The organism is Bifidobacterium intestinale (assembly GCF_023656765.1).
Lineage (GTDB): Bacteria > Actinomycetota > Actinomycetes > Actinomycetales > Bifidobacteriaceae > Bifidobacterium > Bifidobacterium hominis.
Map to the genome: position 1 here is coordinate 55,453 of NZ_JAMOKR010000002.1, position 14,358 is coordinate 69,810.

The 14,358-nt window shown below is 56.9% G+C and carries 13 protein-coding genes and 2 tRNA genes; 9 read left to right on the forward strand and 6 right to left on the reverse strand.

Annotated elements, in window-relative coordinates; genetic code table 11:
* Positions 1-33 precede the first annotated feature (33 nt).
* Genes NBH13_RS03010 through coaD form a run of 3 tightly spaced genes read right to left on the reverse strand, consistent with a single transcriptional unit; the run spans position 34 to position 1,870 of the window.
* Positions 34-660, reverse strand: coding sequence for a YceD family protein (locus tag NBH13_RS03010; protein WP_099571031.1), 627 nt, complete (start codon positions 658-660; stop codon positions 34-36).
* Between the two features lie 14 nt (positions 661-674).
* A complete protein-coding gene (locus NBH13_RS03015) occupies positions 675-1,379 on the reverse strand; it encodes an ATP synthase subunit B family protein (protein WP_099571030.1) in 705 nt (234 codons plus the stop codon).
* The gene (gene coaD / locus NBH13_RS03020) at positions 1,376-1,870 is read right to left on the reverse strand and encodes a pantetheine-phosphate adenylyltransferase (protein ID WP_039196906.1); all 495 of its coding nucleotides are present in this window, start codon (positions 1,868-1,870) and stop codon (positions 1,376-1,378) included. The genes NBH13_RS03015 and coaD overlap by 4 nt, the downstream gene beginning before the upstream one ends.
* A gap of 117 nt (positions 1,871-1,987) precedes the next feature.
* Between coaD and NBH13_RS03025 the strand changes: the two genes are divergently transcribed.
* Positions 1,988-2,314 (forward strand): DUF3039 domain-containing protein, encoded by a 327-nt coding sequence (locus NBH13_RS03025; RefSeq protein WP_180753358.1) that lies wholly within the window; start codon positions 1,988-1,990, stop codon positions 2,312-2,314.
* 215 nt (positions 2,315-2,529) lie between these two features.
* Here the strand turns inward: NBH13_RS03025 and NBH13_RS03030 are convergent, their stop codons facing one another.
* The gene (locus tag NBH13_RS03030; protein WP_099571029.1) at positions 2,530-3,540 is read right to left on the reverse strand and encodes an aldo/keto reductase; all 1,011 of its coding nucleotides are present in this window, start codon (positions 3,538-3,540) and stop codon (positions 2,530-2,532) included.
* Positions 3,541-3,772: 232 nt separating this feature from the next.
* Between NBH13_RS03030 and NBH13_RS03035 the strand changes: the two genes are divergently transcribed.
* Positions 3,773-4,207, forward strand: a complete 435-nt coding sequence (locus NBH13_RS03035) for a MerR family transcriptional regulator (RefSeq protein ID WP_099571028.1) — start codon at positions 3,773-3,775, stop codon at positions 4,205-4,207.
* Between the two features lie 199 nt (positions 4,208-4,406).
* Here NBH13_RS03035 and NBH13_RS03040 read toward each other — a convergent pair whose 3' ends face one another.
* Positions 4,407-5,081 carry a non-canonical purine NTP pyrophosphatase gene (locus NBH13_RS03040; protein WP_250778930.1) on the reverse strand — a complete coding sequence of 225 codons (675 nt, stop codon included), beginning with the start codon at positions 5,079-5,081 and terminating at the stop codon, positions 4,407-4,409.
* Positions 5,082-5,214: 133 nt separating this feature from the next.
* Positions 5,215-5,979, reverse strand: coding sequence for a ribonuclease PH (gene rph, locus NBH13_RS03045; RefSeq protein ID WP_099594884.1), 765 nt, complete (start codon positions 5,977-5,979; stop codon positions 5,215-5,217).
* Positions 5,980-6,239: 260 nt separating this feature from the next.
* On the opposite strand from rph, the gene NBH13_RS03050 reads away from it, so the two are divergent.
* The 7 genes from NBH13_RS03050 to pgi all read left to right on the forward strand — a co-directional run bounded on the left by NBH13_RS03050 (position 6,240) and on the right by pgi (position 14,189).
* Positions 6,240-7,562: a nicotinate phosphoribosyltransferase gene (locus tag NBH13_RS03050; protein ID WP_099571025.1), complete on the forward strand. Its 1,323-nt coding sequence runs from the start codon at positions 6,240-6,242 to the stop codon at positions 7,560-7,562.
* 73 nt (positions 7,563-7,635) lie between these two features.
* Positions 7,636-8,904, forward strand: coding sequence for an aminoacyltransferase (locus NBH13_RS03055; protein ID WP_250778931.1), 1,269 nt, complete (start codon positions 7,636-7,638; stop codon positions 8,902-8,904).
* A 152-nt stretch (positions 8,905-9,056) separates the two neighbouring features.
* Entirely contained in the window at positions 9,057-10,361 is a 1,305-nt protein-coding gene (locus tag NBH13_RS03060; protein ID WP_250778933.1) for an aminoacyltransferase, read from the forward strand.
* A gap of 105 nt (positions 10,362-10,466) precedes the next feature.
* A tRNA-Thr gene (locus NBH13_RS03065) sits at positions 10,467-10,542 on the forward strand.
* 67 nt (positions 10,543-10,609) lie between these two features.
* Positions 10,610-10,690: transfer RNA gene (locus NBH13_RS03070), tRNA-Leu, on the forward strand.
* A gap of 432 nt (positions 10,691-11,122) precedes the next feature.
* A complete protein-coding gene (locus NBH13_RS03075) occupies positions 11,123-12,130 on the forward strand; it encodes an AEC family transporter (RefSeq protein ID WP_250778935.1) in 1,008 nt (335 codons plus the stop codon).
* Between the two features lie 361 nt (positions 12,131-12,491).
* On the forward strand, positions 12,492-14,189 hold the full coding sequence (gene pgi / locus NBH13_RS03080) for a glucose-6-phosphate isomerase (protein WP_003836153.1): 1,698 nt from the start codon (positions 12,492-12,494) through the stop codon (positions 14,187-14,189).
* Positions 14,190-14,358 lie beyond the last annotated feature (169 nt).

Sequence of the window (14,358 nt, forward strand, 5' to 3'; positions counted from 1 at the left end):
CCGCCTGACGCCTAGTTGCACTAGGCCGAGCCTTTATTCGTTGCCTTTCAGCTGGGCCTTCAACCCCTCCAAAGCGGCGAAACGAATATCGGTCACATCATGATGATGGTCCGGTTCCTCGTTCAAATCGGCGCCGCACTGCGAGCACAATCCCAAGCAATCCGGTTTGCACAACGGCTGCAGCGGCAGTTCCTCAACCAACGTGTCACGCAGTAAAGCCTCGATGTCGGCCCAGGAGCCGCCTTCAAGCAGCGGATACGAATCCTCCGACTCGTCTTCGCCGGCAATAATGTCGACTTCCTCTTCCTTGGCGCCGCCCTTGCCGTTTTTGCCGCCCTTACCGGATGCAACGTTTGCGGACTTGTCTTCATAGGGGAAGAACGAGGTGACGTTCACCGTCCAATCGCGCTTGATCGGTTTCAGGCAACGGGTGCATTCCGCATGCACGGGGGCGCTGATGCGGGCGTTGAAAATCAAGCCGTCAACAATCGAATCAAACGATCCGACAACAGTAACGTCAGCACCCTCTTCAACGCCGACGATCTCATCGCCGATGCCGCTCGGCGCGGGGAAAGTCGCGTCGATCTCCTTGCTTTGCCCGGCTCGTGAAGCGACCTGCGCCACGGAAATCGCCCACGGGGAATCTTCGATACGTGCCATGTTCAGCCTTCCATTCAGCTTTCCGGATAGTCGTTTGCGTCAAGATGCGGCACATGCGTGCTCGCTTCGCGCTGGCGATCATACAGTACGTTCAATCCCGCCTGCACGTCGTTGCCAAGCTTGCCGAGCTGCTGTTGCAGCGTTTCCATCACCGTGGTGCAGTACTTGTCGGCTCCCTGCGTGAGATGGTCGGCCCTGGCTTGCGCCTGGTCGAGAATAGCACGTGCCTTCTGCCGTGCGATCTCGGTCACATTTTCCTGACCGGCGAGGAACTGCGCCTGTTCGTTGGCCTCACGTATAGTGTCGGCCGCACGCGATTGCGCGGATGACACGATGACGTTGGCTTGCGTCTGAGCGCTTTCCAAGCGTCGTTCCGATTCGCGCATCAATGCCGAGGCGCGTTCCAGCTGCACCGGCATCATTCTCTTCAACTGGTCGAGCTGTTCGGTGAACTCGTCACGGTCCACGCGCACGGTGCCGGGGGAGAACAGTATCGGTTTTGCCTCATCCAACGCCGATTCGAGCTTGTCGATGATGTCATACACGGTGGTGAACTCGTCACGGCTCAGATTGCCGGAATCCGTCAAAGGCGCGTCCGGGTCGAACGTGGTGCGCAAATCTGGCAAATCAGACATGGCGATCACCGGTCGCTGCGACGTCGTGTCATCGTCGACGCCGTCCGCAAGCGGATCGTAGCCCGTGGTCTCTTCACCCATCATGCCCTCTTTTCATTGTTGAGCGCTTCGCCGAGCAGCGGAATCACGCAATCGGGCACCATGCCAGTCACATCGCCGCCGTGGCGAGCCACATCTTTCACTATCGAACTGGAAATATGTTCCAAATCAGGTGCCGCCGGCAAAAACAGCGTTTCCACATCGGCAAGCTTGCGATTGACCAACGCCATACCCAACTCGGCCTCATAATCGCCATTCTGGCGAAGACCCTTCACAATAACCGTCGCGCCGACCTTTTTGCAATAGTCGGTAATCAGTCCGGTTGTTGAAGAAACCTTGATATTGCGGCAATTCCGCTTTTCAAGCGCCTTACGGATGATCTCAACGCGGGTCTCTTCGGAAAACATCGGTGTTTTCGCCGCGTTCACCGCCACCACGACATGCACTTCATCGAAAAAACGCGCGCAACGTTCGATGACGTCCAAATGTCCGGCGGTTACTGGGTCGTACGACCCGGGGCAAACTGCAATTGTCATAGCCTCAAGCGTACCGCGGTTGCGTGAAATTACGCGAAGTGTCGGCGAATATGTGGGTTTTCATGGCTATGATGGAGGCAGTGGTGCCGCGGTTGCGGCGTATTTGAGGAGTTGATTATGGCATTTTCGATGTTCGGGGATCGCGACGGCTTCATTGACGAGGCTGATCCGGTCTCGCCGCTTTCCAATCCGGATGCTGGTACCGGCACTGCGGTGCTGGAACGTCCCGAAGAGGAGACGAAGCTGGATGATGGCGGCAATGGTGATGCGGATCGTTTCGCACATTATGTGTCGCGCGATCGCATTGCCGAGTCCCGTCGCACCGGCCGACCGGTGGTGGCGTTGTGCGGCAAGGTGTGGGTGCCGAAGCGTGATCCTTCGCAGTTCCCGGTATGCCCGGATTGCAAGCGCATCTACGACGAAATGATGAACTCCGACTTCTGATCGTTTTTCTCATCGTATTTCTCATCGTATTTCTCGTCGTATGGTGATGTTGGAATTTCACTGAAATTTCCGAAGATTGCCGAACGTGATTACATATAAAAAATCTGCCGAGATGGTCTCTGTGTCGAAATTATTTTCGATAATTCAGATTGTCTCGGCAGATTTTTATTGCTGTTGTATTTTATTGTCGGCTTGCTTTTTTGAAATATCCGCGCTTAGCGCAGCGAGATTTCGTCGATGCGACGCAGTTCCTCATCGCTGAACGTGGTGTTCTTCAACGCGCCGATATTGTCGAGCAACTGCTGCGGGCGGGACGCGCCGACAAGCACGGAGGTCACGTAACCGTCGTGCAGCAGCCATGCGAGCGCCATTTCGGCAAGCGTCTGACCACGTTCGGCGGCAAGGTCGTTCAGATCGCGGATTTGCTGCAGACGTTCCGGCGTCAACGCGCTTTCCTGCAAGAATCGGCCGTCATGTGCGATGCGGCTGTCTGCGGGCACGCCGTTGAGGTAACGGTTCGTGAGCAGGCCCTGTTCGAGCGGTGAGAACGTGATGAGGCCTTTGCCGAGCTTTTTGGCGGTTTCCTTCAGTCCGTTGCGTTCCACAGTGCGGTCAAAAATGTTGTAACGGTTCTGGTTGATGATGAACGGCACATGCAGTTCGTCAAGGATCGCGGTGGCTTTTTCGAGCGTCGGACCGTCGTAGTTGCTCAAGCCAACATATAGCGCTTTGCCGCTTTGCACGGCGGTTGCCAGTGCGCCCATGGTTTCTTCGAGCGGTGTGGAGGAATCCATGTGGTGATGGTAGAAAATGTCGACGTAGTCGAGGCCGAGACGTTCGAGGCTCTGATCGAGAGAGGCGAGCAGATATTTGCGGCTGCCGAGATCGCCATAGGGGCCGAGCCACATTTCGTAGCCGGCTTTGGTGCTGATGATCAGTTCGTCGCGATGATGATGGAAATATTCGTGCAGCAGACGGCCGCAGTTCTTCTCGGCGCTGCCCGGTTCGGGACCGTAATTGTTGGCGAGGTCGAAATGCGTGATGCCGTTGTCGAATGCGGTGAACACAATGTCACGCATGGTGGCGTATGGCGTAATATCGCCGAAATTATGCCAAAAACCGAGTGAAACCGCTGGGAGTTTCAGACCGCTTGCGCCTACATGGTTGTACGTCATGGAGTCGTATCGGGTGGGTGACGGCGTGTAGACGGTGGTCGGTTCGAGCATTGTTCCTCCTTGAAGACTCTGCGCATTTCGCTGTGCGCCGTGCTGCTTGAGTTGGCGCATATCGTGAGTTTGTCGACGATACTATCGTCGCACTTCAAGTAAACTTGAATGCAAATATCGTCGATAGTGTGTTTTTCGATGATTGTCGTTCGCAGGAAATCGCAGGAAACTGCCGATATGGCAATCGCAAGAAATCGCACAATCGCAGAAAACGTAGAAATGAGACGGGAAGATGGCAACATATACGATTCGTGAGGTTGCACAACGATTCCATGTGCAGACGTCAACCTTGCGCTATTACGAGGATCAGGGGCTGCTGTGCAATGTGGAACGCGACGATGCTGGGCGGCGCGTGTACACCGACGCGCATATTGGGCGGCTCAAGGCGATCGCCTGTTTCAAGCATGCGGGCATGAGCATCGATGAGCTCAGGCGCTTCTTCGCATACGAAAAAGACGAGCGCGCACATATCGCGGACATGTTGGAATTGTTGGAATCGCGGCATCAGGCGATTTTGGAGCAGCGGGCCGCGCTGGAAGAAGCGTATATGCATGTGTTGCGCAAACTGCACTTGTATCGCGATATTCAGCGCAGTATCGAAACCGGCGGGCCGCACCCGGATTGGGCGAATTACGATGGCAAGGATTTTCGAGCCGACGATCGGTGAGGATTGGCGACGGTTGGTGAAGATCGGTGCCGTCCGGCGGCGTCCGGTTGGCGAAGGCCAAAACGGTGAGGTTCGGTGACGTCCGGTGAGAATCAGCAAACAAAAGGTGCGGAACCGTAAACTACGGTTCCGCACCTGATAGCAATTGTTGCGTCTTGTCTTGCAGCGGCTTGTTCGAGTTGCGGCGGTCTTGCTTCTCTTACTTCAGCAAGGTGGCTACGGACGGCAGCAGAGCACGCAAGGCCTTGCCGCGGTGGGAAATGGCGTTCTTTTCGGCCGGTTCCATCTGTGCGGACGTGAGTTTCTCGCCGGCTTCGATGGCGCGGGCGGGCTGATCGTCGGGCACGAATAGCGGGTCATATCCGAAACCATGCTCGCCATGAGGCTCATGCAGCAGCACACCCGGCATTTCGCCGGTTTTCACAGTCTCGCTGCCAATCGCATAACGGCCGTTTGCACCGGCGCCAGCTTCGGTTTCCGGCATCACCAGCGCGGCCGCGCAACGGAAACGCGCAGTACGCTTGGCGTCCGGAATGTCGGCCATCTGCGCGAGCAGCAGCGCATTATTGGCTTTGTCGTCGCCATGCCTGCCTGCCCAACGTGCGGAAAGAATGCCGGGAGCATTGCCCATCACGTCCACAATCAGGCCGGAATCGTCGGCAATCGCCGGGCAGCCTGTGCGCGCGGCCACGTCACGGGCCTTGATCAGCGCGTTCTCTTGGAAGGTCACGCCGTCTTCCACCGGATCCGGCAGATTCAGCGAACCGGCGGAAACCAGCTCCACCTGAGCCGCGTCCGCACCTAGGCAATCTTCCAGAATGCGATTGATTTCAGCGAGTTTGCCTTCGTTATGGGTTGCGACGATGATTCTCACGTTCCGATTCCTTTCGTTGCTTCGTCGATGTCAGCTTGCCTGACATGCGTCTGACATGCGTCTGACGTGCCTGGCCGACGGTCGGCCTGCGGAGGCCAGCCTACAGTCGGATTGCGTTCGGCTTGCGGCCGTTTCAGTCCTGTGCGAGCGCGGCCTGCTGCGCGGCCTGCAGTTCCTTGTTGCCCTTTTCCGCCAGATCAAGCAGCACGTTAAGCTCGGTGCGGTTGAACGGGCGATGCTCCGCGGTGCCCTGAATCTCAATGAATTCGCCGGAGCCGGTCATGGCCACGTTCATGTCGGTCATAGCCTTGCTGTCTTCGATATACGGCAGATCAAGCATCGGCTTGCCGTCGATTACGCCCACGGACACGGCGGAAACGCTGTCTTTGATCACGCGGTCGGCAGACTTGATGTGCTTGTGCTTCTCGGCCCAATGCATGGCGTCCACGAGCGCCACATATGCGCCGGTGATCGATGCGGTTCGGGTGCCGCCGTCAGCCTGCAGCACGTCGCAGTCGATCTGCACCTGGTTTTCGCCGAGCGCCTTCATGTCGACCACGCCACGCAGGCAGCGTCCGATCAGTCGGCTGATCTCGTGCGTGCGTCCGCCGATCTTGCCGCGCACAGATTCGCGATCAGTGCGGTCTGCGGTGGCTCGCGGCAGCATCGCATATTCTGCGGTGACCCAGCCCAGGCCGGAGTCCTTGCGCCAACGAGGCACGCCTGCGGTGAACGTAGCCGTGCACATCACGCGTGTATTGCCGCATTCCACAAGCACGGACCCCTCCGGAACGTCCGTGAAATGACGGGTGATACGCACCGGACGCAGCTCATCCACCTTACGTCCGTCCGCGCGAATTATCGTCTGCCCGTCCAACATGTCTTTAATCGCTACCATCGCTGATTTCTCTGCTTTCGATTGATTACACGATCAACAATCGCTTGTATTTTCCGAAAAAACAGTATCACCAGCCGAAAACCCATCTTGAGGTGCGTGAATCGTTCGTAATTGTCTTGCGATCATTTTGCGTCGTTTTCCGCGTTTATCTCACGTAATACAGGCATTCAAGCACGTATGATGGAGTGAAAACCTGTGCTTGGCCACAGCGAGGCCTACGCTCATGGTCAGTTTCACCAAAAGTCAGAAAGGCTTTGGAAATGCTGGATTATTCACCTGCGCTCATGACCGACATGTACGAATACACCATGCTTGACGCGTGTCTGAGGGACGGCACCGCCAATCGCAAGTGCGTATTCGAAATTTTCACCCGTCACCTGCCGATTGGCCGCCACTACGGAGTAGCCGCCGGGCAAGGACGCATTCTTGACGCGCTTGAAAACTTTCATCTTGACGATAATGATCTGAAATTCCTTGCAGATCGCAAGGTGGTGGGCCCTGAAACCATCAAATGGCTTGAGAATTTTCATTTCTCCGGTTCAATCAAGGGCTATCGCGAAGGTGAGATGTTCTTCCCGAATTCACCGATTCTGCAAGTCGAAGGCACGTTCGGCGAGTGCACACTGCTGGAAACGCTGCTGCTGAGCATTCTGAATTACGATTCTGCGGTTGCGTCGGCGGCGTCCCGCATGGTCAGCGCCGCGAAGGACCGCCCGTGCATGGATATGGGCGGTCGCCGAACGAACGAGTGGGCCGCCGTTGCCGCAGCCCGCGCCGCCGTAGTGGGCGGTTTCAAAGGTACGGCCAATCTGCTGGCCGCGCAAATGTATGGCTTGAAGGCCATTGGCACGGCCGCGCACTGCTTCACGCTAGTGCACGATGACGAGCGGAGCGCGTTCGAATCGCAGATCGCCGCGCTTGGCAAGAACACCACGCTGCTGGTCGACACGTACAACATTGAAGAGGCTGTGAAGACGGCGGTTGAAGTGGCCGGCCCAGAATTGGGCGGCGTGCGCATCGATTCCGGCGACTTGGCGTCGCTGGCGCAGCGTGTGCGTAACCAGCTGGACGCGCTGGGAGCCACCAATACGAAGATCACCGTCACCAACGATTTGGACGAGTATGCGCTCGCATCGCTGCAGACTGCGCCGGTCGATTCGTATGGCGTGGGCACTATGCTCGTCACCGGATCGGGCGCTCCGACCTGCGCGATGGTGTACAAGCTGACCGAACGCGAAAATTCCGCTGGCGACATGCAGCCGGTGGCCAAGAAGTCGAAAGACAAGGCCACGGTTCCGGGACGCAAGCTCGCCTTCCGCTCGTACGAATATTCGCTGGCCGACTGCGAACATGTGATTTCCGGATCCGAAAAGCAGCTTGCCTCCTATCAGCCGGAAGAAGGCTGGAAGGATCTGCTGGTCGACTATGTGACCGACGGCGAAATCAACTCCGACTATCAGGGGCACGAAGCCATCGTCAACGCGCATAATTATCGTGCTCAGGCACTGGCCGAACTGCCAATCGGCGCGCAAAGCCTCATGAAGGGCGATCCGGTGATCCCCACCGAAATCACAGTCCTTTGACTCGTGCTACCATCATGCTGGTTGCGTACGGCAATCAATCTCGTAATCAACCAGCATGAAGGGGTAGGATTACATGCGAGCATTTTCTCTGGTTACGTTGAGTCCGGAGGCGTTTGACGATTTTTCCGCACACCACCCGGACGGCAACTTCCAGCAAACCTCCGCTGCAGGCCGTCTGCGTGCCGCCCAAGGAATCGAAGTGGAATATCTTGGCGTTCAAGAAAACGGCAAAATCGTTGCGGGATCGCTGTTCGAAACGCATCGCAGCCGCCTTTCCACATTCAGTGTGGTGCATGACGGACCATTGTGCGACTATCGTGATCGCGAATTGACCGAATACTTCATGACCCAGCTGAAGCAGCATGCGAAGGCGAAAGGTTCCGCACAGATGGAAATCGTGCCGGAAATGCCATACTGCCTGCATGATTCGCGCGGCGGTGAACTGCCAGCTGACCAAGGTGGTGCTCCTGCTGAGGATGCCGTGGAAACGTTGAAAAACCTCGGCTTCATGCATGACGGCTTCACGATCGGCTACACTGCGGTGCCGCGCTGGCGCTACTTGAAAGACCTGACTGGCATTACCGACGAAAAGTCACTGCTCAAGTCGTATGACAAGCGCACGCAGTGGAGCGTGAAACGTGCCGCATCCATGGGCGTGCATGTGCGCGAACTGGGTGAAGACGAGCTGCAGGTGTTTGCCGACATCGAGCAGGCCACCGCCGAACGTCGCAATTTCGAATATCGCGGTGAAGCGTACTTCCGCAAGTTCAAACAAGCCTATGGCAGCAAAGCTCACTTCATGGTGGCGCAGATTCACATCGGCGAATACATTGCCGACATGGAATCCAAGCGTGATGTCTTGCAGAAGAAGGTCGATACGCTGCAGTCCAAATACGATGAGCATCCGACCACCAAAACGGGACGTCAGCTAGGGGAGGAGTCCCGCAACCTTGCGGCGGCGGAAAAGCGTTTGGCTGAAGCGGCCGAGTATGCCAAAGATGGTGACGTGCTTCCGGCGGCGGCCTCCCTGTTCGTGGAACATGCGCGTGAAACGGTGTATCTGTTCTCTGGCAGCGTGGAGAAGTACAAGCCGTTCTACGCTTCCGCGCTTGTGCAACATGACGCCATGCTGCACCTGTGCGTGGAGCGTGGCGTGACCCGCTACAACTTCTACGGCATCGACGGCGTATTCGATGATCCGAACAGCGAAGGCCGTGGCGTGCTCGAATTCAAGCAAGGCTTCAACGGGTATGTTGAGGAACTTATGGGTTCGTTCGTGCTTCCCGTGCGCCCGTTGGCGTTCAAGTTCAAGACTGTCGTACGCAAACTCCTTCGCCGCTAGCTCGTCATTCGCATGGAGGTCTCTGGGCGCGGACTTATAAGCGCGCGAGGGTTATGTGAACGTGGTTGACGGCGGCTGCAGGTCAGACTAGGTTATCTCCCTTGGGAAATGGGGCTTTTAGCCGGTTTGAATAATGAAAGGCAGCGCGGATCATGGTGCGAGAAATGGATGTGAGTGAGGAACAAGAGCGAGAATCGTCTGAATGGAATGTGCGTGAGCTGAGCGCCGATGAATTTGATGCGCTTTCTGCTGCGAGCGAGTACGGCGGATTCCAGCAGACTTCCGAAATGGCGGTTTTGGCGCAATCTGAAGGCATGCAGACGCAATACGTTGGATTGGTGGATTCGCACGATGCTCCGGTGGCGGGAGCGTTGGTGGCCTTTTCACAAGGGCGTTTCGGCATGGAAGGTTCGTTGTGGCTTGGCCCGTTGTGCAATGGGAATGACAGCGAGCGGATGACCGCGTTGACCGACGGTTTGCGCGAGGTTGCCGAACGGGTTCACGCCATCAGTCTGACGTGCTGGCCCAACCAAGTGTATTGCGTTCGTGATTCGCAAGGCAAGGCTGTGACCGAACCCAATGATGCGATGGTGCGGGAGTACGAGCGGCTGGGTTGGAAGCATGCTGGCTTCACCCGTGGGTACGATGCCCTGATGAACCGTTGGAATTACGTCAAGGACCTGAGTGAGTTCTCGGACGCCGGCGGACTGCTCGCTTCGTATGCGAAGAACACGCGTCGTAACGTCAAGATCGCGCGGAACAGCGGCGTGGAGGTTCGACGCCTGAATCGCAGCGAGTTGAATGTGTTCCACGATATTTGCGAGCTGAGTAGCGAACGCCAGCATTTCGCCAACCGTAGCCTTGATTATTTCGAACGCGTATATGATGCGTTTGGAGACAAGGCCGAATTCATGGTGGCGGAAGTGCATCTTGACCGCTATTTGCAGTCCTGGGAAGAAAAGCTGGCGAAGTTCTCGAAAGACGTGGAACGCTTGGAGCGTTCGCTTGAGCATACGAAGTACCCGGATGATGTGCGCAAGAAGCTCGATACGGCTCAGAAGAATGTGAAGTCCGCACAACGCCGCATTGAGGATGCGAACGAGCGCATCGCTCGTGATGGCGAAGTGGTACCGGTCGCCGTAGGTCTGTTCATGTGGCATGAGCGCGAGCTGGTGTATTTCTCCAGCGGATCTGACGATCGTTACGCCAAGTTCTACGCGCCCACCGCCTTGCAGCATGAGATGATGTCGCGTTGTTTGGAACGCGGAGTGACGCGGTACAACTTCTATGGCATTTCGGGTGTATTCGACGATCCGGAAGACGATGGACGTGGCGTGTTGGAGTTTAAGCAGGGCTTCAACGGCTATGTGGAGGAGTTGCCGGGCGAATTCACGCTTCCTGTGAGCAAGCTGCGCTACGGCGTGAACGATTTGGCCCACAAACTCCTTCGCCGCTAGCTCGGGGGTGCTGGGGCTGCTTGGCGCGACGCGGATTTGCGCGGGGTGAGTTTTTCTGATACGCTTTGTGTCCTGTGCGCGGATGGCGTGTGCTTACCGGGCATTGCCACTTTAGCTCAGTCGGTAGAGCGGCTCACTCGTAATGAGCAGGTCGACAGTTCGATTCTGTCAAGTGGCTCCAGTGCCCTAGATGTGAAAGCATCTAGGGTTTTGCATATCAGGAGCATTTCGCTCCGGTATGGCTACTTGCGCGAGTGGCGGAATTGGTAGACGCGCAGGATTTAGGTTCCTGTGTCTTTGACGTGTGGGTTCAAGTCCCATCTCGCGCACTTTCAGAAAATGGCGGCAGCCTGCCTGTTCTTGGCCATCGCAGACCATTCAATAAGCCTTTTTGAGAACATTTTGAGAACATTTCGCACGTTTGCGTCCCGATTCTTCCAGTGACTGGGGGATTTGGGGCGTTGGGGAGCCTGCGAGCGGGTGGATTGTTCCAGTGAATGGGGAATCAGGACGTTGAGAGGCGCGCAAGCGGGAGGATTGTTCCACTCACTGGGGGATTCGGTGCGCTGAGGGGCTTGTTGGCGGGATGATTCCTCCAGTGAGTGGATGTTTTTTCCCGCTGGGGTGGCTTTGGGCGGGTGGATTCTTCCAGTGGGTGGGAAATTAGGGCGCGGCAGGGAGTCGGCTTGGTGGCGGGGGATGCTCCTAAGATGACTGTGGGTAGGAAGAGGAAGAGAAGCTTAAGGATTAGGGGGAGTGTTGTGTCTGCGCTGATTCAGCCTGTTGCGTTGCTGCTGATTATCCTCGCCGGATATTTGTTCAAGCGTGCCGGTCTGTTCAAGGATCGCGATTATCGCATTATGCAGACCGCTATTTTCAATTTGGTGCTGCCGGGTGCGATCGTCTATTCGTTTGCTACGAATCCGCATGATTCCAGCCTGTTGCTGATTTCGCTGTTCGGCCTGATCGTTGCGTTCATTCCGCCGGTCGTGGTTTTCCTGACGTCCCGCCATCGTCCGGTGCAGGATCGCGCGTTCATGATGTTGAATGGCTCCGGCTTCAACGTTGGCTGCTTCTGTTTCCCCGTAGTGCAGGCTTTTCTTGGCACAGGCGCGATCGTGCCCGCCGCCATGTTCGACATTGGCAATTGCGTGATGGTTGCCGCCGGCACGAATGTGATGACGCAAACGCTGTTGCATATCAAGCCTGGCACGCCGCTTATCGAGCAGTATCAGGGCAATGCGCCCACGCTCCCGCATGTGAAGCTGAGAGACAAGGATGCCAAGTGTCTTGCCCGCAAGGCTTTGGCCCGCAATGTGTTCAAGGGGTTCTTCGGCTCGGTTCCGTTCGATACGTACTTGGTGATGATTATTCTCACGCTCGTTAACGTGAAGATTCCTGACATTATCGCCACGCTTGTGCAGCCGCTTTCGAACGCGAATTCGTTCTGCGCGATGCTGATGGTGGGCATGCTTATGGATTTGCCGTCTGGCAGGCAGGATGTGTTGAAGCTTCTCAAGGTGATTGGTTGGCGACTGCCGTTCGGTATTGCGTTTGCCGCTGCGGCTTGGCTGCTGCTTCCGTTCAGTGCTGAGATTCGTGAGACGGCCGCCATGTGCTGTCTGGCGCCGATTGCCGTGTTTTCCACGCTGTTTACCGACAAGGTGCTTGGCAATGCGAAGCTTGCTGGTTTTACGCTGTCGATTACTGCGATTATCAGTTTGCTGATGATGACCGGCGCTCACTTCTTGTTCGTCGCGCTCGCATGAGAGCGGCAAGAAGATTTTTACCGGGGCCCATGCTGAGCGCTTTGGTCTGGTCGGGTTCTGCGGTGGGGATTTGGTGCCGGCGTACGGTCGATTGCGTAGAAGTGTGACGAAGGCTTACGGCGGAACTGTGCATACGATTTCAGTAAGCGTCAAAAGTATGCTTGGCGAAGATGGAAGTGGTCGGAACCGCGCTATATTGCGAATCCTAGCGAATGTGTTAACTCGGGAAACATTTTTGTGTTGTTCTGTCTTATTTTGTGAGTATCTTGTGAGGTGAAGAGATACGGAATGCGACGTACGGAAATCTACGAAGATCCGTAGCTTGTTCCGCTTCATAGTGATGATGAAAGGACCTAATACCATGGCCATCAATCCTCCTGTTGACGCCACCAAGACCCCGGAGTGGGCCGCACTGCAGAAGCACTACGATGAGCTGCAGTCCGAAGGCATCAGCCTCAAGCAGTGGTTCGCCGATGACGCCGAGCGCGTCGAGAAGCTGAGCTTCGATGCGGGCGACCTGCACTTCGACCTATCCAAGAACCTGATCAAGCCGGAAACCCTGCAGCTGTTCGCGGACCTCGCCAAGGCCGTCAAGCTCGACGAGCGCACCAAGGCCATGTACACCGGCGTGCACATCAACAACACCGAAGACCGTGCCGTGCTGCACACCGCACTGCGCCGCCCGGCCGAAGACGAAGGCAAGTACATCGTTGACGGACAGGACACCGTCAAGGACGTGCGCGAAGTGCTCGGCCGCATCTACGCCTTCGCAGACAAGGTTCGCTCCGGCGAATGGACCGGCGTTTCCGGCAAGAAGATCGAAACCGTGGTCAACATCGGCATCGGCGGTTCCGACCTGGGTCCCGTCATGGTGTACGAAGCGCTGAAGCCGTACGCTGACGCAGGCATCTCCGCACGCTACATTTCCAACATCGACCCGAACGATTTGGCTGAAAAGACCAAGGGCCTCGACCCGGAGACCACTCTGTTCATCGTTGTTTCCAAGACCTTCACCACCTTGGAAACCCTGACCAACGCTCGTGAAGCCCGCACCTGGCTGCTCGACGCCCTCAAGGCTGCCGGCGCAGTCGACGGCTCCGACGAGAAGAACGCCGAAGCCATCAAGAAGCACTTCGTCGCCGTCTCCACCAACCTGGAGAAGGTCGCCGAGTTCGGCATCGACCCGGCCAACGCCTTCGGCTTCTGGAATTGGGTTGGCGGCCGCTACTCCGTGGACGCCGCCGTCGGCACCTCCCTCGCTGTGGTGTTCGGACCGGAACGCTTCGAAGAGTTCCTGCACGGCTTCCACGAGATCGACGAATACTTCGCCAACACCCCGTTCGAGAAGAACGTGGTCGTGCTGCTCGGCATGCTGAACGTGTGGTACCGCAACTTCTTCAAGGTCGCCTCCCACGCCGTGCTGCCGTACGACCAGTACCTGCACCGCTTCCCGGCCTACCTGCAGCAGCTGACCATGGAATCCAACGGCAAGTCCGTGCGTTGGGACGGCACCCCGGTCACCTCCGAAACCGGCGAAATCTTCTGGGGCGAGCCGGGCACCAACGGCCAGCACGCCTTCTACCAGCTGATCCACCAGGGCACCCAGCTGATCCCGGCCGACTTCATCGCGTTCGTGAACACCCCGAACCCGACCAAGGATGGCGATCAGGACGTGCACGAGCTGTTCCTCGGCAACTACTTCGCACAGACCAAGGCTCTGGCCTTCGGCAAGACCGCTGACGAAGTGCGCGCAGAAGGCACTCCGGAAGAGATCGTTCCGGCCCGCGTGTTCACCGGCAACCGCCCGACCACCTCCATCTTCGGTGTGGCACTGACCCCGTTCGCACTCGGCGAGCTCATCGCCCTGTACGAGCACATCACCTTCGTTGAAGGCACCGTGTGGGGTCTGGATTCCTACGATCAGTGGGGCGTTGAGCTGGGCAAGCAGCTCGCCAAGCAGATCACTCCGGCCATCTCCCAGGATGACGAGGCTCTGGCTGCTCAGGACGCCTCTACCCAGTCCCTGATCCAGTTCTACCGCGCAAATCGCAAGTTCTGATTTCTAGGGAAACCGGAACGCTGCGTTCAGCGACGTGCATAGCGCCGTAGCGCAATAACTTCCAAAGGGCTCTGCATTTCGGTGCAGAGCCCTTTTCATTACCCCTGAATCATCATTTTCAAATATCCAAGTTTTGCATTTCGTGCGAAATCAGCACCATGAAGTTCTG

Excerpts from the sequence above, each read along its gene's own strand:
- NBH13_RS03010 (WP_099571031.1), bottom strand. The coding sequence starts at position 660 with ATGGCACGTATCGAAGATTCCCCGTGGGCGATTTCCGTGGCGCAGGTC.
- NBH13_RS03015 (WP_099571030.1), bottom strand. The coding sequence starts at position 1,379 with ATGATGGGTGAAGAGACCACGGGCTACGATCCGCTTGCGGACGGCGTC.
- coaD (WP_039196906.1), bottom strand. The coding sequence starts at position 1,870 with ATGACAATTGCAGTTTGCCCCGGGTCGTACGACCCAGTAACCGCCGGA.
- NBH13_RS03025 (WP_180753358.1), top strand. The coding sequence starts at position 1,988 with ATGGCATTTTCGATGTTCGGGGATCGCGACGGCTTCATTGACGAGGCT.
- NBH13_RS03030 (WP_099571029.1), bottom strand. The coding sequence starts at position 3,540 with ATGCTCGAACCGACCACCGTCTACACGCCGTCACCCACCCGATACGAC.
- NBH13_RS03035 (WP_099571028.1), top strand. The coding sequence starts at position 3,773 with ATGGCAACATATACGATTCGTGAGGTTGCACAACGATTCCATGTGCAG.
- rph (WP_099594884.1), bottom strand. The coding sequence starts at position 5,979 with ATGGTAGCGATTAAAGACATGTTGGACGGGCAGACGATAATTCGCGCG.
- NBH13_RS03050 (WP_099571025.1), top strand. The coding sequence starts at position 6,240 with ATGCTGGATTATTCACCTGCGCTCATGACCGACATGTACGAATACACC.
- NBH13_RS03055 (WP_250778931.1), top strand. The coding sequence starts at position 7,636 with ATGCGAGCATTTTCTCTGGTTACGTTGAGTCCGGAGGCGTTTGACGAT.
- NBH13_RS03060 (WP_250778933.1), top strand. The coding sequence starts at position 9,057 with ATGGTGCGAGAAATGGATGTGAGTGAGGAACAAGAGCGAGAATCGTCT.
- pgi (WP_003836153.1), top strand. The coding sequence starts at position 12,492 with ATGGCCATCAATCCTCCTGTTGACGCCACCAAGACCCCGGAGTGGGCC.